This window comes from Novosphingobium sp., assembly GCF_027489515.1.
GTDB lineage: Bacteria > Pseudomonadota > Alphaproteobacteria > Sphingomonadales > Sphingomonadaceae > Novosphingobium.
Genome location: NZ_JAIXZS010000100.1, coordinates 13,911 through 35,334, shown reverse-complemented (window position 1 = coordinate 35,334; position 21,424 = coordinate 13,911). Strand labels below are relative to the sequence as shown.

23 protein-coding genes are annotated in these 21,424 nt (G+C 67.2%); 13 read left to right on the top strand and 10 right to left on the bottom strand.

The window, feature by feature from the left end; genetic code table 11:
• Nucleotides 1–11: 11 nt before the first annotated feature.
• Nucleotides 12–1,295 carry a nucleotide sugar dehydrogenase gene (locus tag Q0082_RS17345; RefSeq protein ID WP_298194863.1) on the bottom strand — a complete coding sequence of 428 codons (1,284 nt, stop codon included), beginning with the start codon at nt 1,293–1,295 and terminating at the stop codon, nt 12–14.
• A 541-nt stretch (nt 1,296–1,836) separates the two neighbouring features.
• On the opposite strand from Q0082_RS17345, the gene bioB reads away from it, so the two are divergent.
• The 5 genes from bioB to Q0082_RS17320 all read left to right on the top strand — a co-directional run bounded on the left by bioB (nt 1,837) and on the right by Q0082_RS17320 (nt 7,811).
• Nucleotides 1,837–2,904, top strand: coding sequence for a biotin synthase BioB (bioB, locus tag Q0082_RS17340; protein ID WP_298194862.1), 1,068 nt, complete (start codon nt 1,837–1,839; stop codon nt 2,902–2,904).
• Nucleotides 2,905–2,916: 12 nt separating this feature from the next.
• The gene (locus tag Q0082_RS17335) at nt 2,917–4,053 is read left to right on the top strand and encodes an 8-amino-7-oxononanoate synthase (RefSeq protein WP_298194861.1); all 1,137 of its coding nucleotides are present in this window, start codon (nt 2,917–2,919) and stop codon (nt 4,051–4,053) included.
• Nucleotides 4,050–4,670, top strand: a complete 621-nt coding sequence (gene bioD / locus Q0082_RS17330) for a dethiobiotin synthase (protein WP_298194860.1) — start codon at nt 4,050–4,052, stop codon at nt 4,668–4,670. Before Q0082_RS17335 ends, bioD begins: the two co-directional genes overlap by 4 nt.
• The gene (locus Q0082_RS17325; RefSeq protein WP_298194859.1) at nt 4,667–5,920 is read left to right on the top strand and encodes an adenosylmethionine--8-amino-7-oxononanoate transaminase; all 1,254 of its coding nucleotides are present in this window, start codon (nt 4,667–4,669) and stop codon (nt 5,918–5,920) included. Before bioD ends, Q0082_RS17325 begins: the two co-directional genes overlap by 4 nt.
• Nucleotides 5,921–6,056: 136 nt before the next feature.
• Nucleotides 6,057–7,811, top strand: coding sequence for a hypothetical protein (locus Q0082_RS17320; RefSeq protein WP_298194858.1), 1,755 nt, complete (start codon nt 6,057–6,059; stop codon nt 7,809–7,811).
• A gap of 9 nt (nt 7,812–7,820) precedes the next feature.
• Here the strand turns inward: Q0082_RS17320 and Q0082_RS17315 are convergent, their stop codons facing one another.
• The gene (locus Q0082_RS17315) at nt 7,821–8,531 is read right to left on the bottom strand and encodes a peptidylprolyl isomerase (protein ID WP_298194857.1); all 711 of its coding nucleotides are present in this window, start codon (nt 8,529–8,531) and stop codon (nt 7,821–7,823) included.
• A 218-nt stretch (nt 8,532–8,749) separates the two neighbouring features.
• On the opposite strand from Q0082_RS17315, the gene Q0082_RS17310 reads away from it, so the two are divergent.
• Nucleotides 8,750–9,097, top strand: a complete 348-nt coding sequence (locus Q0082_RS17310; RefSeq protein WP_298194856.1) for an energy transducer TonB — start codon at nt 8,750–8,752, stop codon at nt 9,095–9,097.
• Between the two features lie 129 nt (nt 9,098–9,226).
• On the opposite strand, the gene Q0082_RS17305 is transcribed toward Q0082_RS17310, so the two are convergent.
• The 3 genes from Q0082_RS17305 to Q0082_RS17295 form a co-directional block, all read right to left on the bottom strand.
• Nucleotides 9,227–9,811, bottom strand: coding sequence for a sigma-70 family RNA polymerase sigma factor (locus Q0082_RS17305; protein ID WP_366522577.1), 585 nt, complete (start codon nt 9,809–9,811; stop codon nt 9,227–9,229).
• A gap of 112 nt (nt 9,812–9,923) precedes the next feature.
• Nucleotides 9,924–11,291, bottom strand: a complete 1,368-nt coding sequence (locus tag Q0082_RS17300) for an NAD(P)/FAD-dependent oxidoreductase (RefSeq protein ID WP_298194855.1) — start codon at nt 11,289–11,291, stop codon at nt 9,924–9,926.
• A gap of 60 nt (nt 11,292–11,351) precedes the next feature.
• The gene (locus tag Q0082_RS17295) at nt 11,352–12,248 is read right to left on the bottom strand and encodes a LysR family transcriptional regulator (RefSeq protein ID WP_298194854.1); all 897 of its coding nucleotides are present in this window, start codon (nt 12,246–12,248) and stop codon (nt 11,352–11,354) included.
• 233 nt (nt 12,249–12,481) lie between these two features.
• Here Q0082_RS17295 and Q0082_RS17290 point away from each other — a divergent pair, with 233 nt between their 5' ends.
• Together Q0082_RS17290 and Q0082_RS17285 are read left to right on the top strand one after the other, a co-directional pair.
• A complete protein-coding gene (locus Q0082_RS17290; RefSeq protein WP_298194853.1) occupies nt 12,482–13,384 on the top strand; it encodes a LysR family transcriptional regulator in 903 nt (300 codons plus the stop codon).
• A 69-nt stretch (nt 13,385–13,453) separates the two neighbouring features.
• Nucleotides 13,454–14,122 carry a redoxin domain-containing protein gene (locus tag Q0082_RS17285; protein WP_298194852.1) on the top strand — a complete coding sequence of 223 codons (669 nt, stop codon included), beginning with the start codon at nt 13,454–13,456 and terminating at the stop codon, nt 14,120–14,122.
• Between the two features lie 3 nt (nt 14,123–14,125).
• On the opposite strand, the gene Q0082_RS17280 is transcribed toward Q0082_RS17285, so the two are convergent.
• The 3 genes from Q0082_RS17280 to Q0082_RS17270 form a co-directional block, all read right to left on the bottom strand.
• Nucleotides 14,126–14,794 (bottom strand): NrsF family protein, encoded by a 669-nt coding sequence (locus tag Q0082_RS17280; RefSeq protein WP_298194851.1) that lies wholly within the window; start codon nt 14,792–14,794, stop codon nt 14,126–14,128.
• Between the two features lie 175 nt (nt 14,795–14,969).
• The gene (locus tag Q0082_RS17275; RefSeq protein WP_298194850.1) at nt 14,970–15,410 is read right to left on the bottom strand and encodes a DoxX family protein; all 441 of its coding nucleotides are present in this window, start codon (nt 15,408–15,410) and stop codon (nt 14,970–14,972) included.
• Nucleotides 15,411–15,469: 59 nt separating this feature from the next.
• Nucleotides 15,470–15,742 carry a DUF2282 domain-containing protein gene (locus tag Q0082_RS17270; protein WP_298194849.1) on the bottom strand — a complete coding sequence of 91 codons (273 nt, stop codon included), beginning with the start codon at nt 15,740–15,742 and terminating at the stop codon, nt 15,470–15,472.
• Between the two features lie 244 nt (nt 15,743–15,986).
• Here Q0082_RS17270 and Q0082_RS17265 point away from each other — a divergent pair, with 244 nt between their 5' ends.
• From Q0082_RS17265 to Q0082_RS17250, 4 genes are all read left to right on the top strand, one after another.
• On the top strand, nt 15,987–17,114 hold the full coding sequence (locus Q0082_RS17265; protein ID WP_298194848.1) for an aminotransferase class I/II-fold pyridoxal phosphate-dependent enzyme: 1,128 nt from the start codon (nt 15,987–15,989) through the stop codon (nt 17,112–17,114).
• A 105-nt stretch (nt 17,115–17,219) separates the two neighbouring features.
• The gene (locus Q0082_RS17260; protein WP_298194847.1) at nt 17,220–17,489 is read left to right on the top strand and encodes a hypothetical protein; all 270 of its coding nucleotides are present in this window, start codon (nt 17,220–17,222) and stop codon (nt 17,487–17,489) included.
• A 151-nt stretch (nt 17,490–17,640) separates the two neighbouring features.
• Entirely contained in the window at nt 17,641–18,465 is an 825-nt protein-coding gene (locus Q0082_RS17255) for a DUF692 domain-containing protein (protein ID WP_298194846.1), read from the top strand.
• On the top strand, nt 18,462–19,202 hold the full coding sequence (locus Q0082_RS17250; RefSeq protein ID WP_298194845.1) for a DNA-binding domain-containing protein: 741 nt from the start codon (nt 18,462–18,464) through the stop codon (nt 19,200–19,202). Before Q0082_RS17255 ends, Q0082_RS17250 begins: the two co-directional genes overlap by 4 nt.
• On the opposite strand, the gene Q0082_RS17245 is transcribed toward Q0082_RS17250, so the two are convergent.
• A complete protein-coding gene (locus Q0082_RS17245; RefSeq protein ID WP_298194844.1) occupies nt 19,199–19,804 on the bottom strand; it encodes a uracil-DNA glycosylase family protein in 606 nt (201 codons plus the stop codon). The two genes, Q0082_RS17250 and Q0082_RS17245, sit on opposite strands and share 4 nt — an antisense overlap.
• Nucleotides 19,794–20,729, bottom strand: a complete 936-nt coding sequence (locus Q0082_RS17240) for a LysR family transcriptional regulator (protein WP_298194843.1) — start codon at nt 20,727–20,729, stop codon at nt 19,794–19,796. Before Q0082_RS17240 ends, Q0082_RS17245 begins: the two co-directional genes overlap by 11 nt.
• Before the next feature lie 125 nt (nt 20,730–20,854).
• Here Q0082_RS17240 and Q0082_RS17235 point away from each other — a divergent pair, with 125 nt between their 5' ends.
• Entirely contained in the window at nt 20,855–21,406 is a 552-nt protein-coding gene (locus Q0082_RS17235; protein ID WP_298194842.1) for a peroxidase-related enzyme, read from the top strand.
• The last annotated feature ends 18 nt before the right edge of the window (nt 21,407–21,424 follow it).

Here is a 21,424-nt window from a genome sequence, read left to right as displayed (position 1 = left end):
TGCCGGCCGCATCAGAGGCTCCAGTACCGGATGTCCTCGCGCAGGCCTTCGGGCGCGATGGACGATTTCACGTCGATCAGGATGCCTGCGGGCGCGATCATGCCCTGAATCGCCTCGATGCCCATCGCCGCGTAGTGCTCATGCGAGACCGCATAGATCAGCACGTCGATCCCGGTGAAAGCCTCGATCGGCGAAAGCTCGATGCCGAACTCGCGGCGGGTCGCCTCATCGTTCGCCATGGGATCGTGGACAATCGGGACGATGCCGAATTCGCACAGTTCGCGGTAGATATCCTCCACCTTGGAATTGCGGATATCGGGCACGTTTTCCTTGAAGGTCAGACCGAGAATGCCGACCCGCGCATCCTTGAGCGGATGCCCGGCAATGGCCAGCAGCTTGACCGCGCGCTGCGCGATGTAGCTGCCCATGCTGTCGTTGATGCGGCGGCCGGAGAGGATGACCTCGGGGTGATAGCCCATCTGCTCCGCCTTGGCGGTGAGGTAGTAGGGGTCAACGCCGATGCAGTGCCCGCCGACCAGCCCGGGGTAGAACTTCAGGAAGTTCCACTTGGTCCCGGCCGCCGCCAGCACTTCGCTGGTGCGGATGCCGACGAGATCGCAAATCTTCGAGATCTCGTTCATCAGCGCAATGTTGATATCGCGCTGGGTGTTCTCGATGACCTTTGCAGCTTCGGCGACGCGGATCGACGAGGCGCGGTGGATGCCCGCATGGATGATCGAGCCATAGAGATCGGCGAGGGTATCGAGCGTTTCGTCGTCCTGCCCGGCCACCACCTTGACGATGGCCTCCAGCGGATGCGCCTTGTCGCCCGGGTTGATGCGTTCGGGGCTGTACCCGAGCTTGAAGCCCTCGCCGCTCTTGAGCCCGGAAGCCGCCTCAAGCACCGGCGCGCAGACTTCCTCGGTCGCACCGGGATAGACCGTGCTTTCGAAGACGATGATCGTGCCGGGTGCGATGATCTTGCCGATCGCGGCGCAGGCATCGGTCAGGTTGGAGAAATCGGGGCGGCAGCTGTCGTCCACCGGAGTCGGCACGGTCACGATGAGGATGCCGCAACCGCGCAGATCCTCGACCGATCCGGTGATGAGGAGACGGGACGCCTTCAATTCCTCGGACGAGATCTCGTTGGTGTAGTCATGGCCTTCGCGCAGCGTGGCGACGCGGGTCTCGCTCACATCGAAGCCGACCACTTCATGCTTGCGGGCAAACGAGACAGCGAGGGGCAGACCGACGTAACCAAGTCCAACAATACCGATTTTGCCGAAAGAATTCATACCAAACCAATCCGCCTCATAAGCTTAGTGATCGAGGACGCGACCACTTGCGCTGACCCCGGAACCATTCAGGCGTTCGGCCGTCGCGGCTGTGCCCACATCTGCAATCATTGCCAATACGGACTTAGCCGCATCGACTCAAGCATGGCGCCAATCGCGCCCCCGTTGTTCGATCTGCACCACAGCCATCCGGCATGTGACACAAGTCTAACCGGCGCACTACCTAGCGCCCGAGGGGGCCAATGCAAGGCAGGGCGGCCCCAAGACGGAGCAAACGCGCCGCGCCTAGGCCCTTGTCCCGCTCGAAGCCGGGTCGCGAGCTTTGCAGAATGCGGCAGCCGGGCTGCCCCTGGTGACACTTTTCATCGCCAGGAATCGCGTCAGTTGTTGCTGTTTCGCAACAGTTGTGAAGCGGAAGGCCCGGTGCCTTTTCCGTTCGTGAAACGACCAGGCACTTTTTCGGGAAGGCACGGCTGCCCATCTCGGCTAGAGGCTCCTATCTCGTTAGTTAAGCTTTTTGCCAAAGACCACGGAGTGCCCCATGACCCAAACCGCGACCTTCCCTGCCCGCGTGTCCGGTGCCGAGACCGTTACCACGGGGGACGGCACGCGCACTGACTGGACCCGGGCAGAGATCGCCGCGTTGTTCGACCTGCCGTTCACCGAACTGCTGTTCCGCGCCGCCGAAGTGCACCGCCGCCATCACCGGCCGGATGAAGTGCAGCTCTGCACACTGCTTTCGATCAAGACCGGCGGCTGCCCCGAGGACTGCGGCTACTGCGCGCAATCGGTCAAGGCCGACAGCGGCGTGGAAGCAACCAAACTGATGGACGTGCAGGCGGTGCTGCAATCCGCCGCGCAGGCGCGCGATGCCGGATCGAAGCGCTTCTGCATGGGCGCCGCCTGGCGCAACCCCAAGGACCGCGACATGCCCGCGATCATCGCGATGGTGAAGGGCGTGCGCGAGATGGGCATGGAAACATGCATGACGCTGGGCATGCTCAGCGAACGTCAGGCGGCTCAGCTCGCCGAGGCCGGGCTCCATTACTACAACCACAACATCGACACCTCGCCCGAGCGCTACGGCGAGATCATCACCACGCGCACGTTCGACGAGCGGATCGATACCCTCGCCGAGGTCCGCAAGGCGGGGATCAATGTCTGCTCTGGCGGCATTGTCGGCATGGGCGAAACGCGCAGCGACCGCGTCGGTTTCATCCATGCGCTGGCAACGCTGGAGCGCCATCCCGAAAGCGTACCGGTGAACGCTCTCGTGCCGATCAAGGGAACCGTTCTGGGCGACATGCTGGCCGATACGCCGCTCGCGAAGATCGACGACATCGAGTTCGTGCGCACCGTCGCCGCCGCGCGGATCACCATGCCGCGCTCGATGGTGCGGCTATCGGCGGGGCGCGAATCGATGTCCGAAGCCACGCAGGCGCTGTGCTTCGTGGCGGGCGCGAACTCGATCTTCACCGGCGATCGGCTGCTGACCGCCGCCAACGCCGGCGACGATGCCGATGCAGCGCTGTTTGCCCGGCTGGGCCTGAAGCCGATGGAAGGCGAAGAACCGATGCGCGCGGACAAGGCAGCCGCCTGCGGGCGCTAGGCACAGGCGGCGATGATTGCGGCCATTGATGCGTGGGAGGCGCAGCGCGCCGACCTCGAAGCGCTTGTCGCGCGCGGACGCGGGCGCCAGCTGATCGCACGCGAGGGGCGGGACTTTTCCTCCAACGACTACCTCGGCATGGCGCGCGCACCGCGCCTCGCACGGGCGGTGGAAGAGGCCATCGCGCGGGGCGTGCCGATCGGTTCGGGCGGATCGCGCCTGCTGCGGGGCAATGATCCCGAGCACGAGGCGCTCGAAGCCGAAGCGGCGCAGTTCTTCGGCGCGGAAAGCGCGCTCTATCTCTCGTCAGGCTATGCCGCCAATGTTGCCCTGCTGGCGAGCCTGCCGCAGCGCGGCGACCTCATCGTGTACGATGCCCTCATTCATGCCTCGATGCACGAAGGCCTTGCCCTGACCCGGGCTGTCAAGGCCTGCGCCGGGCACAACGATGCGGGCAGCTTTGCTGATGCCATCGCGGCATGGCGCAGGGCCGGCGGCAAGGGCCGCGTCTGGCTCGCGTTTGAAAGCCTCTATTCGATGGACGGCGACCGCGCGCCGCTTGCCGATCTTGCAGAGCTGGCCGAACAGCACGAGGCGATCATGCTGATCGACGAGGCGCATGCGACCGGCGTGTTCGGCCCCGATGGGCGCGGCCTTGCCGCCGCGCTCGACGGGCGGGCCGATACGGTGGTGCTGCGCACCTGCGGCAAGGCATTGGGATGCGAGGGCGCGCTGGTTTGCGGACCGGCGGTGATGCGCGATTTCCTCATCAACCGCGCACGCCCGTTCATCTTTTCCACCGCGCCCTCGCCCCTGATGGCGGCGGCCGTGCGCGAGGCCTTGCGCATGCTGGCGGATGAACCCGAGCGGCGGACCGGGCTGATGGCGCGCGTGGCCCATGCCGAGGCGGCGCTCGCGCCTTATGGCGCTGCGGTGACGGGCACCCAGATCATGCCGCTGGTCCTTGGTGATGAAGCGCGCACCATGGCGGTTGCGGCGCACTTGCAGCAGGCGGGCTTCGACGTTCGCGGCATCCGCCCGCCGACCGTACCGGCGGGTACGAGCCGGCTGCGTATCTCCCTGACACAAAACGTTATGCCTGAAGATATTGACGCACTGGCCGGGGCCTTGGCAAAGGCTCTGGCATGAGTGCGTTTGTTGTAACCGGAACCGATACCGGGATTGGCAAGACCGTCTTTTCCGCTGCCCTCACCGGCGCGCTGGGCGCGCATTACTGGAAGCCGGTGCAATCCGGCCTTGAAGATGGCGCGGACAAGGACAGCGTGGCCATGCTCGCCGGATTGCCCGCCGAGAAGATCCTCCCCGAAGCCTATCGCCTGAACGAGCCGCTTTCACCGCACCGCGCAGCGGAGCTCGACGGCGTGGCGATCGACCCCGATTGGCTCATGCTGCCCGAAGCGCGGCCGCTTGTGGTCGAAGGCGCAGGCGGCGCACTGGTGCCGCTGACGCGCGAAGTGACTTATGCCGATGTGTTTGCACGGTGGGGGCTTCTCACGATCATTGTCGCGCGCACGTCGCTCGGCACGATCAACCACAGCCTGCTGACCATCGAGGCACTGCGTGCGCGGCGCGTGCCGATCCACGGCGTCGCCTTCGTGGGCGAGGCGAACGAGGACAACGAGGCAACGATCTGCGAGATGGGCCAGGTGCGGCGACTTGGGCGCCTGCCTCTGCTCCCTGCGCTCGCGCCGGAGACGCTGGCCGAGGCCTTTGCGCAGGCCTTTCTGATCGACGACTTCACGTGAGCGGCTCGGCAGTCTGGCATCCGTTCACCCAGCACGGGCTGGGCGAGCCGGTCCCGTTGGTGACCCATGCGGAAGGCGCCGCGCTCTACACCGCCGACGGACGGCGGGTGATCGATGCGATCTCCTCATGGTGGGTGACAACGCACGGCCATTGCCACCCGCGCATCGTCGAGGCGATCCGCGCGCAGGCCGGCGCGCTCGATCAGCTTATCTTCGCCGGCTGGACCCACACGCCCGCCGAGCGCGTCGCCGCCGGCCTCCGCGCGATGATGCCCCCGGAATTGACCCGGGTGTTCTTCTCCGACAGCGGCTCGACCTCGGTCGAAGTCGCGCTGAAGATGGCGCTGGGATACTGGGCCCACACCGATCGGCCGCGCGGGCGCATCCTCGTGCTCGAACACAGCTACCACGGTGATACGATCGGCGCGATGTCGGTTGGCGCGCGCGGCGTGTTCAACGCGCCCTACGCGCCGCTGCTGTTCGATGTCGGCACCATCCCCTTTCCGGTGGGCGATGGCGCCAACACGCTGGACGCGCTGGAAGCGGCCTGCCGCGAAGCCCCTGCCGCGTTCATCGTCGAACCGCTGGTGCTGGGCGCCGGCGGCATGCTGATGTACCCGCCGGCACTGCTCGCCGCGATGGCCGAAATCTGCCGGCGCCACGAGGTGCTGTTCATCGCTGACGAGGTGATGACCGGCTGGGGCCGCACCGGCACTCTGCTTGCCTGCGAGCAGGCGGGCGTCGTGCCGGACATCCTGTGCATCGCCAAGGGCCTCACCGGCGGCTCGATGCCGCTCGCGGTGACAATGGCGCGCGAAGAGATCTTCATGGCGCACTGGTCGACCGACCGCGCCAAGATGTTCTTTCACTCGTCGAGCTACACCGCGAACCCCATCGCCTGCGCGGCGGCGGCGGCCAACATCGCGATCTGGCAATCCGAGCCCGTCATGGACCGCCTCGCCGACCTCGGCGCACGCCAGCAGGCCTTGCTGGATCGGCTCGCCATGCTGCCCGGAGTCGCCTCCGTGCGCCGCTGCGGGACAATCGCCGCGCTCGATCTCGAGGTGCCCGACGGCGGCTACATGTCCTCGCTCGCCCCGCGCCTGCTCGCGCTGTTCCGCGAGGCCGACGTGCTGCTGCGACCGCTCGGCAACACGATCTATATCATGCCGCCCTATTGCATCGACGAGGCCGATCTTGCCCGGATTGGCGATGTGATCGAGATGGCCATCCGCACTGTGCGTGGGTAATTCCCTAAGGGAGAACCCCGAGCGTTTGGCGAGACTAGCGCAACACAGAAAAATGGCCGCTTAAGCGAATCCGCTGGGAGCCCATTAAGGCGCACCCGGCACATCCTTGACGCGTCCCCTCGCTGGAGAGCGTGCCATGGTCCGCCGTGCCTTGATCGATCCCGTCCGCCGTCTTGCCAGCCAGGTGCGCCCGCCCCTGCGCATCGCGGTGCTGGTTGCCCTGCTCGCTGCCTGCGGGCCCGCGCATTTGCGGCACACCGCAGAAGTGACCTCGCCCATCGGCACGGCTCAGGCAGCCGGCCCGCTCGAACGCAGCGCATTCGACCCGTCTGCCCTGCCGCCGATGGTGCTGGGCGTGCAGACTCATTTCAGTCAGGGCTGGCCCGCCTCCTCGCTCGCACTGGCGCAGCAGGTCGGCGCGCCGATGCTGCGCGATTCGCTCCCCTGGGCCGCGACAGAAAAGGTGCGCGGCAGCTACGATCTTGGCTCGCCGGGGGCGCAGGCGCTGGCCTCGGCCTGCGCGGCAGGGCAGCGCCTGCTGCTGACAGCGGTCCCTGCCAATCCGCTCTACGATGGCGGGGGGTGGGTCTCGAGCGCAGCAGGCAACGCCGCCTTCGCCAGCTACCTTGCCGCGCTCGCCGATCGGTTCGGCCCCTGTCTCGCCGCGATCGAGGTCGGCAACGAGCTCAACGGATCCGGCACGCTGGTCTATCCCGCCGGCGTCAATCGCGCCGCCGCCTATGTCGCCACGCTCAAGGCGGTGCGCGCGCGGATCGGCGGGCGCGTCGCGATCCTCGGCGGATCGACCAACATGATCGGAACCGGCTTCCTGCGCACTCTGTTCGCCGCCGGAATACTCGCCGAGGTGGATGGCATCGCGGTGCATCCCTACCGGCTGCGCGGCGAAGGGCTCGATGTGGAGCTGGCGCAGCTGAACAGCGCCATGGATGCCGCCGGGCGGCGCGTGCCGATCTGGGCCAGCGAATTCAGCGTCGATACGCGCGACCTGCCCGGCGCGGCAGGCGAACTGATCAAGCAGACGACCATGCTCGCCGCAGCCGGGGCCGCACAGGCCAGCTGGTACGCGCTGATCGACCAGCGCTGGTTCCCGAACATGGGGCTCTTTGCCGGCACCGCGCCCAAGCCGCAGGCCGCCGCGTTCCGGATGATGCAGCAGCTCCTCGCCCGCGGCCGCCCGCAGCGGCTCGATCTCGGCGATCCGCTGCTGTTTGCCTACCGCTTCGGAACCGACACTACGGTGGTCTGGGGCGCGCCGCGTTCGCTCATGGTCGAAGGCGGCACGGTGAGCGATGCGAGCGGCGCGCCCGTGCCCTTGGCCGGCGTCGGCGAGAGCCCGGTGGTGATCACCGGCACCACCGCGATCCGCTTTGGCAGCTCGACCTGGATCGCCGATACGCTGATGGGCTGGGGCACGCCGCAGTGGCGCTATGCCGTGCGGCTCAAGGCCGATACGAACTACCGCCTGCCGCTGTTCGATGACCAGTTCACCAGCTACTTCGGCGATCGCTGGTACCGCCCGCTGCGGATCAACACGACCTCCGCCGCGCCCGGCGGCACCGCCGCCTCACCATTGCGCGCGGTCTGGCGCCATGTCGCGCCCGTTCCGGAATCGGTCGATGTGGGCGGCTGCTTCGCCAAGGGCGCCGTGGGCGACGGCGTGGATCTCACCATCACCGCCGCCGGCAAGGTTCTCTGGCGCGGCGTGCTGACGGGGCAACTGCAGCTGCCGCCGCTCAGCGCCGATCTCGCACCGGGAGAGGCGCTGGAACTCGTCGCCGGGCCCAACCAGACGGCAGGCGGAGATTCGTTCAACCTGCGGCTTGTGCTGTTCCAGCGCGGCGCGGGCGAGCCGGTCGCCTGTCCGCAGTAGACCACGGCGTCATCGGGCAGTCGGCTTTGCAGCTGGCACCCGCTCAACCTGCTCGATGGGAGTAGGTGGTGGCAGGCGCCTGGCGGTGAGGATCTTCACCGGTGCTTCCAGCATCTGCCCGCGCATCGATCCCTCGCCCAGCGTCTGCGAAATCGGCGAATCCCAGATCTTGCGCACCACATCCATGCCTGCGGTCACCTTGCCGAAGACGGCATAGCCCGCCTGCGCCTCGGGATCGCTCGAGGCCGGGTTGGCATCGAGGCTGGTGAGGTCCGAGAGCATGATCGAGAAATCGGCCGTTGCCGTGCCCGGCGCATTGCGCGCCATCGAGATCGCGCCCGCCACATGGCTCAGCCCGGTCTGGCTCGTCGGCTCGTGCGCGATCGGCGGGAACAGGCGGCGCGGATCGCGCAGGCCGCCCTGCAGCAGACCATTGGGCTGATCGCCCCAGGCCAGATGCATCGCGCGGTAAAACGTGATTCCGTCAAACCGCCTGGCATCGACATAGCGCAGAAAATTGGCAGTGCTGATCGGCGCATGCGCGCCATCGAGCTCAAGTTCGATCGTGCCCGCTTCGGTGACCAGCGCAACCCGCTCGACAGCCGTCACCTGCGGGAGCGGAGGCGGCGCGGGAGGGGGCGCCACGCGCTTTCGCGGTGCCGCGGCAACCAGCAGCGAAGCGAGCGGGAGCGCGGCAAGGACGAATCGACGGTGCATCATAGCCCCGCATTAACCTTCAAGGCGCGCGGCGAAGCAAGCCTGGCCGCGCTTCGGGGTCCGAAATGGCATGAACGCCCCATCCGGTGCCGCTCGTAGCGCGGCTTGGGGCGAAGCTAACGGCCCTTGCGTCAGATGGAGGCACCCCACGCCACGTTGGTCCGTCCAGCTTGATCTGGCTGGCGGACCATCAGTTTCGACGCCAACCGGAAGGACCTACGATGCTCAAGACCGCCAAGACCCTGGCCTTCGGGCTGATCGCCGCCACCTGCATGGTCGGCACGGCCCATGCCCAGTCAGCCGACTGGGTCCGTCAGGTCACCCGCACCATCGCCGCCAAGCAGACCTATCCCAAGGCCGCGCAAGCGCGCGGCGAGGAAGGCACGGCCAAGGTGAAAATCTATGTCGCCGCCTCGGGCGCGGTAGAGCGCGCGGAGCTCATCTCGCCCTCGGGCTCGACATCGCTCGACCGCGAAGCGCTCGCGCTGCCGAGCCGCACCGGCTCGGTGCCCCCCCCGCCGGGCGGCGCCACCTCGGTGACCGTGCCGATCACCTGGAGGCTGCTGTAAACACTGCCAGACCAGCTAACGACCGGAGCCACAGGGCCCTCGGCCGAGGAAGGGACGGAGCAATCCGTCCCTTCTTTTTTGCGTAACGCGGAGGAGCGCCATTCGCTGCGGCACCGGCCCGCTCCGCCTTCACAAGGCGAAATCGCCCTCGCCGAAGAAAGACTTGAGCGCGGCAAGCCCACGGTGGATGTTGACCTTGACCAGCGCTTCGGACTGCCCGGTCATCGCCGCAGCCTCGCGCACCGAGAAGCCCTGCAGCTTGACCAGCCGGATCGCATCGGCCTGCGGGCGGCGCAGGCGGTCGAACAGCCCGGCCATCACGATCCCGCTGAGCGAAGCGCTTTCGTGGCTGGGCACACCATGCAGGCCCTCGTCGAGTTCCTCGGCGCGGTTGCGCCCGGCGCTGCGCAGGCAATCCACACCCTTGAAGCGGGCAATCGCGGCAAGCCAGGGCAGGAACGGACGCCCCGGCTCGAACGTTGCGCGCTTGAGGTGAAGCGCGGTGAGCGCTTCCTGCACCGCATCGTCGATCATTTCGGGGGAAAGGCGGCGGGCAAAGTAGCGGCGGAGCCAGCGGCCGGCCTCTTCCAGCAGGCGGCGGTACGCCGCGGCATCACCGGCGAGGCTCGCGGCCATGGCCCCCTCCCAGTCGAAGCCGGCGCTCTTGCGCGGGCCATGTGCGGCGTGCCGGGCGGTCTCCAGTTGGCTTGCCATGCTTTCCTCCAAAACCTCTCGATGCACTGACAGTGCCCGAGCCGCGCCGAGGCGAACACGCATCAAGCGGTTATATTATCAATGCATGCCGGGAATGAGTGGGGTTAAGTCATTATTCTGCAGGGATAACTTCAAGATGCCCCGCCCGATTTCGTCCCAGTGCGGGGGCCAGTTCCCATGTCGCGGGCAGGTCTGGCGCCACATCGCCGGTGATCAGACGCGCGCCCCGCTGATAGGTGAGGTAGCTCCACAACCAGCTGATTCCGACTGAAATCCGGTTGCGGTGCCCGGTCAGGAACCAGATATGGGCCACGCACCACAGCAGCCAGGCGGCAAGGCCCGTCACGCGCAGACGGCCGAAATCGGCGATGGCCCGGCTGCGCCCGATCGTCGCCATGTTGCCATAGTCACGGTAGCGGAAAGGCGGCGTGGTCCGGCCGCCCAGCGCATCGCGGATGGCACGGGCAGCATGCTGGCCCTGCTGCTTGGCCACCGGGGCGACTCCGGGCAGGGCGCGCCCGGCCGCATCGGTGCAGGCGGCGGTATCACCGATCACGAACACGGCTGGATCACCGGCCGGATGGAAGTCCGCCCCCACCGGAACGCGGCCCGCCCGGTCGCCATTGCAGCCGAGCCATTCCGCCGCGCGGCTCGCCATCACGCCCGACGCCCAGATCGTCGTGGCTGCCGAGATCCGCTCGCCATCGACGATCACCCCGTCCGCATCGATTTCGGTGACGTGCGCCTCGAGCCGGACCTCGACGCCGAGTTCCTCGATCCCCTTGCGCGCCTTGGCCGATAGCGCAGGCGGAAACGCGGGCAGCAGGCGGTCGCCCTTCTGGAGCAGGAAAATCCGCGAGCAATGCGGGGTGATATGGCGGAAATCCATGCTAACGGACTGGCGGGCGAGTTCGGCAATCGCGCCTGCCATCTCTACGCCGGTCGGCCCGCCGCCGATCACCACGAAGGTGAGCAGCGCCTTGCGCTTGTCTTCGTCGGTCTCGGTCTCGGCGCGCTCGAGCGCGAGGAGAACGCGGCGGCGAATCGCGGTGGCATCGTCGATGGTCTTCACGCCGGGCGCATAGGGCGCCCAATCTTCGCGGCCGAAATAGCTGTGCGTCGCCCCCGTAGCGATGATCAGCCAGTCATAGGCCAGGGGTTCGCCATCGCCGAGGATCACCCGGCGGCGCTCCCGGTCGACGCCGTAGACCCGGTCGAGCAGCACGCGCACATTCTTCTGCCGCGCCAGGATCGCGCGGATCGAGCCGGCAATGTCCGCTGGCGAGAGGCCGGCAGTGGCCACCTGATAGAGCAGCGGCTGAAACAGGTGGTGGTTGCGCTTGTCGATCAGCGTCACGTCGACCGGCGCACCGGCAAGTGCCTTGGCCGCTGCCAGACCGCCGAAGCCGCCGCCCACAATGATCACGTGCGGGCGCTTGCCTTGCGCCGCAGCGGCCGTGTCGCCTGTTTCGCCAACCATCCTGTCGCTCCCGCATTGCCTGCCCGCAAGGTTCGCGGCGCGCGGCGGGATCGTTACAACTCAGGCCGAGCGCAACAGCGGATCGGCGGCAAAGGCTCCGATGATGTGGTCGGCCAGCGCGCGCACGCGCGCCGCGACGTAGCGCCCGGCCGGCATGACGAGGTGGATCGGCATGTCCGCCGGGGGATGATCGGGGAGCAATTCCACCAGCCGGCCGCTCGCCAGATCGTCCTCGAACAGCCACCGCGCGTTGACCGCGATGCCGATGCCCGCCAGCGCCGCCGCCCGCAGCGCATCCGGGCTGTCGGCGCGGAAGCTCCCGCTCACTTCGACTGGCGGCTCCTTGCCGAGCGCCCATTTGTTGCCCGAAGCGAGCAGCGCGTAGCTGAGGCAATTGTGCGCGGCGAGATCAGCGGGCCGGTGCGGCAGGCCATACTCCTCGAGATAGGCCGGCGAGGCGACCATCACGCGCCGGCAGGTCCCGATACGGCGCACAATCGAGCGGCTGTCCCCGATCACCCCCACCCGGATTGCGAAATCGAGATTGTCGGACACAAGGTTGAGCGCGTGGTCGGAGACCCTGAGATCCACTTCGATGCGCGGCTGCAGGCGCTGGAACTGCGCGAGCATGGCGATCACGCGCGACTGGGCGAGCGTAAGCGGGGCGGTCATGCGCACTTGCCCGCCAAGCGCGCCGTGGACGCCGACGGCAGCCTCGGCCTCGTCGATCGCGGCGAGCGCCCGCAGCGCGGCCTCGTAGTAGGCCTGCCCCTCGCTGGTCAGCGCGATCGAGCGCGTGGTGCGCTTGAGCAGGGCCGCACCGAGATGCCGCTCCAGCGCACCGACCTGGCGCGATACCGTCGACTGCGGCAGTTCGAGACGCGCGGCGGCGCGGCTGAAGCTGGCCGCATCCGCCACGGTGATGAATGTGCGCATCCAGCCGGTAAGATCGTTCACCTTGCACTCCTGCACGATTGGTCGATGCGGACAAAGCACCATTCCGGTCTGTTTTTGCCCTGTTCCATGCAGTTCGTGGATAGATCATATGTTGGTTACAACGCTTGCGACAGGCATCGTTGACGCTCATTGTTGTCAGGTCGAACAGCCGACATCTTTGACTTTTGCGGTGTTCGAGCGGTGCCGGCCATGCCGGTAGCGCTCGGTGATTGCAGGCACAGGGCAGCGCAGCCATGGAAATGCATCAGGTCCGGTACTTCCTGGCCGCAGCACGCCTGCTGAACTTCACGCGCGCCGCCATCGAATGCAACGTCTCGCAGCCTTCGCTGACCAAGGCGATCCAGAAGCTGGAAGACGAATTCGGCGCGCCGCTGTTTCGCCGCGAGCGCGCGCGCACCCACCTCACCGAACTCGGCAAGGCGATGCTGCCGCATCTCGAACGCAGCTTCGAGGCTGCACAGACTGCCAAGCAGATGGCGCGCGGCATGGGCCGGGCGGAAATCGCCCCGCTCGCACTCGGCGTCGCGCGGACGGTTGAGCATGCGACGCTGGAACGTGTGCTGGGAGAGCTCGGCAGAAGCCTTGCCGGGCTCGAACTGGCGCTGGCCAGCGGCTCCTCGCGCGAACTCGTCGAACTGGCCATGTCCGGTTCGCTCGACCTTATCATCGTCGAAATGCCGGACGAAGCACCCGAGCGGCTCGATTGCTGGCCGCTGTTCGCGGACGCCTGGTGCATCGTCACGCGGGCGGACCACCCCTTTGCCACCGCCCCGCCCACCGCGCCGGCTGTGCTCGAAGACGAAGCCTGGATCGATCTTGCCGGCGATGGCTGTGCCGCGCTTGCGCGGATCGCGACGCAGGCCGGTGCCGCGATCGAAGTGCGGCACCAGGCCCAGGGGGCCGTGCAGCTGCGCCAGATGGTGCAGGCCGGGCTCGGCTGCGGCTGGACCCCGCGCAGCCTTGCCGCGCCGCCGCTTGCCGCAACCGAGTTGCCGTTCGGACCGGTCGAGGCGCGTTTCGTGCTTGCCTCGGTCGCGGGGAGACGCCGCTCGGTTGCCGCCGAGGCCTTTTTGCGCGTCGCCCGCGCGCAGGACTGGGCCCTTGCCAATGGCACCGATCTGATGCCGGAACCATAGGGACTGCGCATGGACTCGATGCACCGGAGGGCGTTTCCTCTGCGCGGCAATCACTCCTATGAGACCGTAATGGACCTTCCTTCCCCTCCTTCCGCATCGCTGGCGCCGCAGCTTGCGCAGATCCGGCGCCGCAACCCTGACCTTGGTCCGTTCTTTGACGAGATCGTGATCGCGCTGCGCGAAGCCGGCGTGGGTGCGGCCGCGCCCAAGGTGGGGGAGATGTTTCCGGATTTCTCCTTGCCGACCGCATCCGGCAGCTATTGCCGGCTGGGTGATCTGCTCGATGCCGGGCCGGTGATCGTCAATTTCAGCCGGGGCCGCTGGTGCCCTTATTGCGTGCACGAGGTTTCGGCCTGGGCGGCGATGCTGCCCGATCTGGCCAACGCCGGGGTGCGCTTTGTCGAGATCACGGGCGAGACCGGCGGCGGTGCGCGCGCGCTGGGCGCCCTGCTCGCAGCGTCACCCCATGCGGAAGTTGCGGAAGTGCTCTGCGATGTCGACCACGGCGTTGCGCTCTCGCTGGGTCTCACGTTCTTTGCCGGTGATCCGCTGCTCGATTTCTACAGCAAGGCCGGCATCAACATGCATGAGCTCTATGGCTCGCCGAGCGGCTTCCTGCCGGTTCCCGCGACATTTGCCATCGATCCCGCCGGGCGCGTGCGGTTCGCCTATACCAACGTCGATTTTCGCGAACGCGCGGAACCGGCCGAGGTGCTTGCCGCGCTGCGCGAAGCCTGAACCCTACCAGCGCAGCAGTGGCGGCACCGCGAGGCGGATGACCGTGGCTGCAAGCAGCATCGCCGCAGGATAGACGACGGCCGCAAAGGCCATCGTGCCCGAGGGACAGAACAGGCTATAGGCGAACGTGCCGAGCGCGGCGGCTGCCCAGCCGGTCAGCCAGCCCGAACGGGCGAGATCGGTGGGCGCCGCGCGGCGCAGCCACATCACGAGGCCGGCCCCCACCAGCAGCGCCGTCGCCAGCGCGACGGCAAAGCAGCGGGCGATGTCAAAGGGCGTGGCTTCTTCGAACGGCATGCGCTTGCCGGCCATGATACTGCTCATCAGCAGGCCCATCAGGCCGATCGGCAGCAGGCCAAGGAGCAGGGTGCCGACAAGCGCCGCGCCGCCATCGGCGCGGCCCGGAACACCGGCGCGCAAGGCCGCGACCAGCATGGCAAGCCCGCCCGCAAGCAGGATCGCGCCCCGTGCGATCATTACGGGCGCCGGATGAAGGGCAAGTACGTCGGCGCGCAGACCCAGGATCAGCCACACGGCCAGCACAGCCAGCCCGGTCAGGAGAAGCCCTGCTGCAACGCCGCGCCACACGCGCACCGGCACCACCGGCGACAGATCGCCAACCAGCGCCGCGATCGTCTGATCGATGCCGGGATCGTCTCGATCGGGGGGCATGACAGGTCCTTCTCTGCACCGCCGCGCCAGGGAAAAAGACGGCCGGGAGCGGCATGCCGCACGATACGGCAGCCGACACCCGATTCCGTTGCATCTTTGCCAGCGCCCCGCAAGACCGGCCCGCATGCCGCTAGGAATACAGACCGGTCGCTGCGCGGAGCAGGCGGCGCGGGTTTCAGCCCCGGCGCAGCAGACGGTCGAGCGAGAGTGCTCCACCGCCCTTGGCGATGAGCGGCAGGAGAAGTGCCGCCCAGCTCAGGTGCGTCGGCCAGGCATCGGGATAGACGAAGACCTCGATCACGGTGGTCATGCCGAGGAGGCCCAGCGCGCCGAAGCGCGTGCCGAGGCCGAGGAACAGCAGGATCGGAAAGAGGTGCTCCGAATAGGTCGCCATGTGGGCGGCCAGATGCGGGGGCACGAACGGCAGTTTGTAGTCGGTTTCGAACAGGTAGTAGGTGCTGTCGGTGATCGTCAGCAACCCTTCGACCTTGGTTCGCCCTGACTGGAAGAACACCGCTGCGATGCCAAGCCGCGCCGCCAGCAGCAGCAGGGATTCGGGCAGCAGTCGCCCGGTCAGCTCGGCCAGCCGGTTATAGACGGATACGAGAGCGGTCATGGGCGGATACCTTGAAAAAGCCGGTGGGCGCCCCGGTCAGCCGAAGCGCCCCGCCGTGCTCAGTGCGCCTTGGGCGTGAGCGAGCCGTTGCCCTTGGGCGTCTTGATCGAGGTGCAGGTGCCGGCCTTGACCAGCGTCCAGGCGTTGCCCTGATAATCGACCTTCGAGGTACCGGCGCAGCTGGTGCCCGCGCCTGCGGCGCACTCGTTCTTGCCGGCCTTGGCGACGCCGTAGCACTTTTCCATGGCGGGCTTGGCATCGGCGGCGTGTGCGGCACCGGCAGCAAGGCCGAGAGCGATCGAGGCAGCGAAAGCGGTTGCAGCAATCTTCATGACGAATTCCTTCAAAAGCGGTTGAATCACAGGGTTGGAAACGAGGATCATCAGAGGCCGGGCGCGCGGTTTGCCGCCTTTGGCCCGTGTCCGGAAGTGTTCGCGCCGGCCACGTTGAACAGTTCGCCGCCTGCACAATCGCGGTTACAGGGGCGCAGCATTTTTTCCGCGCGGCTGGACCCCGCGGGCTACAGATCCTAGGGAGGCGCCGAACAAATCACCGTGTTGAAAGGACAATCGGCCCGTGCGGAACTTTGCGCTGGAGGTATACTTCTCGAAGTGGGAATTCGCCGCGAAGTATCATCTGACCGCATCCGACGCGCAGAGCATGACGGTTTCGCAATTGCTCGCCCATGCCTCGCCGGCTGATCGCGAACGGTTCGACAACCTTCACCTCGGCTATACAAAGACCTTCGGCGCGGAGCCGCTGCTGCACGAAATCGCCAAGACATACGAGACGATCCACGAGGACCAGCTCCTGTGCTTCGCGGGCGCGCAAGAGGGCATCTATGTCGCCATGCAGGTCCTGCTCACGCCTGCGGACCACTGCATCGTGATCACACCCAATTATCAGTCGGCCGAGACGATCCCGCTCTCGATCTGCGCGGTCACCGGGGTTGCGCTCGACGAGAACGCGAACTGGGCGCTCGATCTCGATGCCGTGCGCGCGGCGCTGCGGCCCAACACGAAGCTCATCTCGATCAACTTCCCCAACAACCCCACCGGCGCGATCCCCTCGCAGGAAACCTTCGCCGGGCTGATCGAGCTCTGCCGCGAACGCGGGATCTGGCTGTTCAGCGATGAAGTCTACCGCCTGATCGAGCACCGCAGCGATGCGCGCGTGCCGCAGGTGGCCGATGTCTACGAACGCGGCGTGTCGCTCAATGTCATGTCGAAGAGCTATGGCTTGCCCGGCCTGCGCATCGGCTGGCTCGCCTGCCAGGACCGCGCGTTCCTGCAGACTTGCGAGCGCTACAAGCACTACCTTTCGATCTGCAATTCGGCGCCGTCCGAACTGTTCGCCGAAATCGCGCTCAAGGCGCGCGAGGCGATCGTCGGGCGCAACCGCGATCTGGCGCACCGCAACCTCGGTCTGCTCGACAGCTTCTTCGCCGATTTCCCGCACCTGTTCGACTGGCGCCGCCCCGATGGCAGCTGCGTCGCCTTCATCCGCTACAAGGGCGAGGACGGCGTCGAGCGCTTCACCGAGCGGCTGGTCGAGGAAACCGGGGTGCTGCTGCTCCCCTCGAGCATCTATCATTCCGAGCTTGGCCCGGTGCCGCAGGACCATTTCCGCATCGGCTTCGGTCGCAGCAATCTGCCGGAGGGCCTCACCGTGTTTCGCGAATGGCTGATGCGCAATCGGGCCTAAGCGCGATCCTTGGTCAGCGCAAAAAAGGGTGTGTGGGCTGTAACCGGCCTGTGGGTGCATCCGAATAGAGCCATGCCATCCCGGCGCACCATTCGGAGAAAACCCATGAGCACCCTCAAGACCGGCCTCGCCATCGCTGCCAACGCCGCCCTCATCGCTGCCGCCATGGCAGTCGCCCCCGCCCCGGCGATCGCCAAGGCGAAGTCCGCCGAAGTTGTCCACTGCTACGGCGTGAACACCTGCAAGGGCACCTCGGACTGCGCCGCCGGCACCCACAGCTGCAAGGGCCAGAACGAATGCAAGGGCCAGGGCTTCAAGGCGCTGACCAAGGCCGCCTGCGCCGCGCAGGGCGGCAGCCTGACCGAACCCAAGTAAACCTCGCCTGAAACACTGCCGGATCGGCTGGCAACCCTCCCAGCCGATTATGGCCTGACCTGACCGGGGCTTCCTGTCCCTACTGCCCAGCGGCGCCGTTCCCCCTCCCCGGCGCCCCCGGGAGCCCCGGCCTTCTTTCGCGGGAAACCTGATGAGCGAACACCTCACCGGCTTTGGCCTCGGCATGCGCCGGCCGCACTACCGGTCCTATATCGAGGGCACCGCGCCCGTCGATTTCATCGAGGTGATCTCGGAAAACTTCATGATCCCGGGCGGCAAGCCGCTCGATACGCTGATGAAGGCGCGCCGCAACTATCCCCTCGCGCTCCACGGCGTCTCGCTTTCGATCGGCTCGGCCGATGGCCTCAGGGACGATTACCTCAAGGAGCTTCGCCGCCTTGTCGACATGATGGAGCCCGCAGTGGTCTCGGACCACTTGTGCTGGACCCGGATAGACGGCTTCAATTCGCACGACCTGTTGCCGCTGCCCTATACCGAGGAAGCGCTGGATGTGGTCTGCCGCAATATCGACCGCGCGCAAGAGGCGCTGGGCCGCCGCATGCTGCTCGAAAATCCCTCGAGTTACATCGCCTTTCCCGGTGCGATGACCGAATGGCAATTCCTCGCGGAGATGACGAAGCGCACCGGCTGCGGCTTGCTGCTCGATGTCAACAACATCCATGTCAGCGCGGTGAACCACGGCTTTGCCGCCGCCGATTATCTTGCCGGTATTCCGATGCACGCGGTCGGGCAGATCCATCTCGCTGGGCATGTTCAAGGCGAGCACCTCCTGATCGACACGCACGACCAGCCGGTGCCGGAGGAAGTCTGGGCGCTCTATCGCGCCGCAGTGGCGCTGGCCGGCCCTGTGCCGACGATGATCGAGCGCGACGACAATATCCCCGAGCTTGAGGAGCTCTGCGCCGAACTGGACATCGCGCGCGGTATCGCCGCCGATGAAAGGATCGCGGCATGAGCCTCCTTAACCTGCAACGCGATTTCCGCGACTGGCTGGTAACCGGCGAGGACAGCGCCGCCGCCGCGCTCGGCGGCGGGCCGGGCACTTTGGTCTATCAGAACAACTACCGCACCGCGCTGGTCTCCAGCCTCGCCGAGACCTTCCAGCGCCTTGTGCTGTGGCTGGGTGACGAAGCGTTCGAGGCGGCCGCGGCGCGCTATATCGATGCGCGCCCGCCCTCGAGCTGGACGCTTGATGCCTATGGCGAGGACTTCACCGATTTCATCGCGACGCTCTGGCCCGATGATCCCGAAGTTGCCGAGATCGCGCTGATCGACTGGACCGTCGGCCAGGTCTTCGTCAGCCCGGATGCCGAGCCGCTTGCCCCCGAAGCGCTGGCTGTGGCCGACTGGGAAACCGCCGTGATCCGCGCGGTGCCTTCGCTGCTTGTGCTGCCGATCGCCACCAACGCCGATGCGATCTGGCAGGCGCTCGCGACCGGCGAAACCCCGCCGGGCCCCGAAATGGCCGAGCGCGGCACAGCGCTGCTGGTCTGGCGGCAAGGCCTTGAGCCGGTGTTCCGCCGTGCCGAGGCGCACGAACGCGATGTGCTCGCGTGGTCGGCCGCCGGGCAAGGCTTTGCTGCGGTGTGCGAACGGCTGGCGGCCTCGCTCGGCGAAGAAGCGGCGGTCACCACCGCCGGCACGCTGCTCGGACGGTGGCTTGGCGAGCGCATGATCGCCGCCGTAGGCTAATCGCGCAGGGCCTCGCGCACACGCACGCGAAGCAGCGGTAGCACGTCTGCCTCGAACCATGGATTGCGGCGCATCCACATGGTGCTGCGCCAACTGGGATGGGGCAGGGCGAACGGTTCGGCCGGGTTCGCTCCCGCTGCGCGGACGCGCTCGGTCAGGGTTGTCTTGCGCCCCGGCGCATAAGTCGCCTGCGCATATTGGCCGACCAGCAATGTCAGCCGTACTGCGACAAGCTGCGCCCTGAGCGGTTCGTGCCACAACGGCGCACATTCGCGGCGGGGCGGAGCATCGCCGCCGCTGCCGGAGCCCTTGGCCGGAACCTTGCCGGGATAGCAGAAGCCCATCGGCATCTGCGCGATCTTGCCCGGATCATAGAACGTCGCGCGGTCGAGCCCTGTCCATTCGCGCAGGCGGTCTCCGCTGGGATCGTCCCAGGGAATGCCCGAGGCATGGACCGCGGTGCCGGGTGCCTGCCCGATGATCAGGATGGCGGCGCCGGGTGCCGCCTGCACGATCGGCCGGGGCCCCAGCGGCAGATGCGGCGCGCAGACGCTGCAGGCGCGGATCCGCTGGAGCAGCGCATCGAGCGCCTCACGCTCCATCGCATGGGCTCGACGCGAAGCGATTGGCACAGGTGTCAATGGCCAGCTTGAGCCGCGGCGCGACGAAATCGAGGAACGCACGCAGCTTCAAGGGCTGGCTGCGCTGTCGGCGATGGACGAGATGCACCGGCACCGGCTCGGAGCCCTGATCCGTCAGCACCGGAACGAGCCGACCCGCCCCGACGCAGTTCGCCACCTGATACGACATGACCCGCGCGATCCCGAGCCCGGCGGTGGCGGCCTCGACCACCGCATCGGCGGTGCTGACCGAATATCGCGGGCTGATCGTGACCGAGCGCGCGGCCGCTCCCGCACCGATCCGCCATACCCGGCGGGTCTGGAGGCCCTCGAACGCGATGCAATCGTGGCTGGCGAGGTCTTCGGGCTCCGCGGGCTCACCGCAGCGGGCCAGGTATTCAGGGCTGGCGACCAGCACCCAGCGAATATCGCCCAGCCTGCGCGCGACCAGATCGCTGTCCGGCAGCTGGCCCACGCGCACCGCCACATCGACGTGGGCTTCGACCAGATCGATGTTCGAATCCGAAAGCACGAGCCGCACCGTCACATCGGGATAGGCCGCAAGGAATGCATGGACGACCGGCGCCACGTGGAGCTTGCCGAACATGATCGGCGCCGTGACCAGAAGTTCGCCGCGCGGCGCGCGATACTCCCCGCTTGCGGCGCGTTCGGCATCGCTGAGGTCGTCGAGCAAGCGCCGTGCCGCACCGACAAAGGCCTCGCCCGCCTCGGTCAGGATCAGCTTGCGGCTGGTGCGTACGAGGAGCTGCGCACCCAGATGCGCCTCGAGATCGGAGACGCGGCGGCTGACGGTTGGCAGCGGCGTGTTCAAGGCGCGCGAGGCGGCTGACAGGCTGCCGCCGTCAACTGCGGCGAGCAGGGTGCGCATGGCCTCGAAACGGTCCATCGGGTTCTTTCCGTTTTTCGGAAGGGAGGATTGCCAGGGTAGCGGATACTGCCATCCAGCGGAAGGGCCTACTTGGGGGTCACCGGCCGATCCCGGCCAGCCCCCAACGAAAGGTCCCCCCTCCAATGTCACGCATCCCCACCCCCGCCACTGTCGCCGATGCCCCCGAAGCTGCGCAGCCGCTGCTCGAAGCGGTGAACAAGGCGCTCGGCACCGTGCCCAATCTCCACCGCCTCGTTTCCACCAGCCCGGCCGCGCTCGAAGGCTACCTCGCGATGAACGGCGCGCTGGCCAAGGGCAAGGTGCCCGCCCAGACCCGCGAGCGGATCGCGCTGGCCGTCGCCGAGCTCAACGGCTGCGACTACTGCCTCTCGGCGCACACCTACCTCGGCAAGAACCTCTCCAGGCTCGATGACGCCGAGATCACCGCCAACCGCAACGGCGCCTCGAACGACCCCAAGGCCGATGCCGCGGTGCGCTTCGCGGTGCAGCTGGTGAAGACCCGCGGCCATGTCGGCGCTGCTGACGTCGAAGCGGTTCGCGCCGCCGGGTACACCGACGCGCAGCTGCTCGAGATTGTCCAGCACGTCGCGCTCAACACCTGGACCAACTACGTCAATTCGGCCTTCCAGACCGAAATCGACTTCCCGGTCGTCAGCGCCCGCGTCGCGGCCTGACGTCCCCGGCGGGCGCCT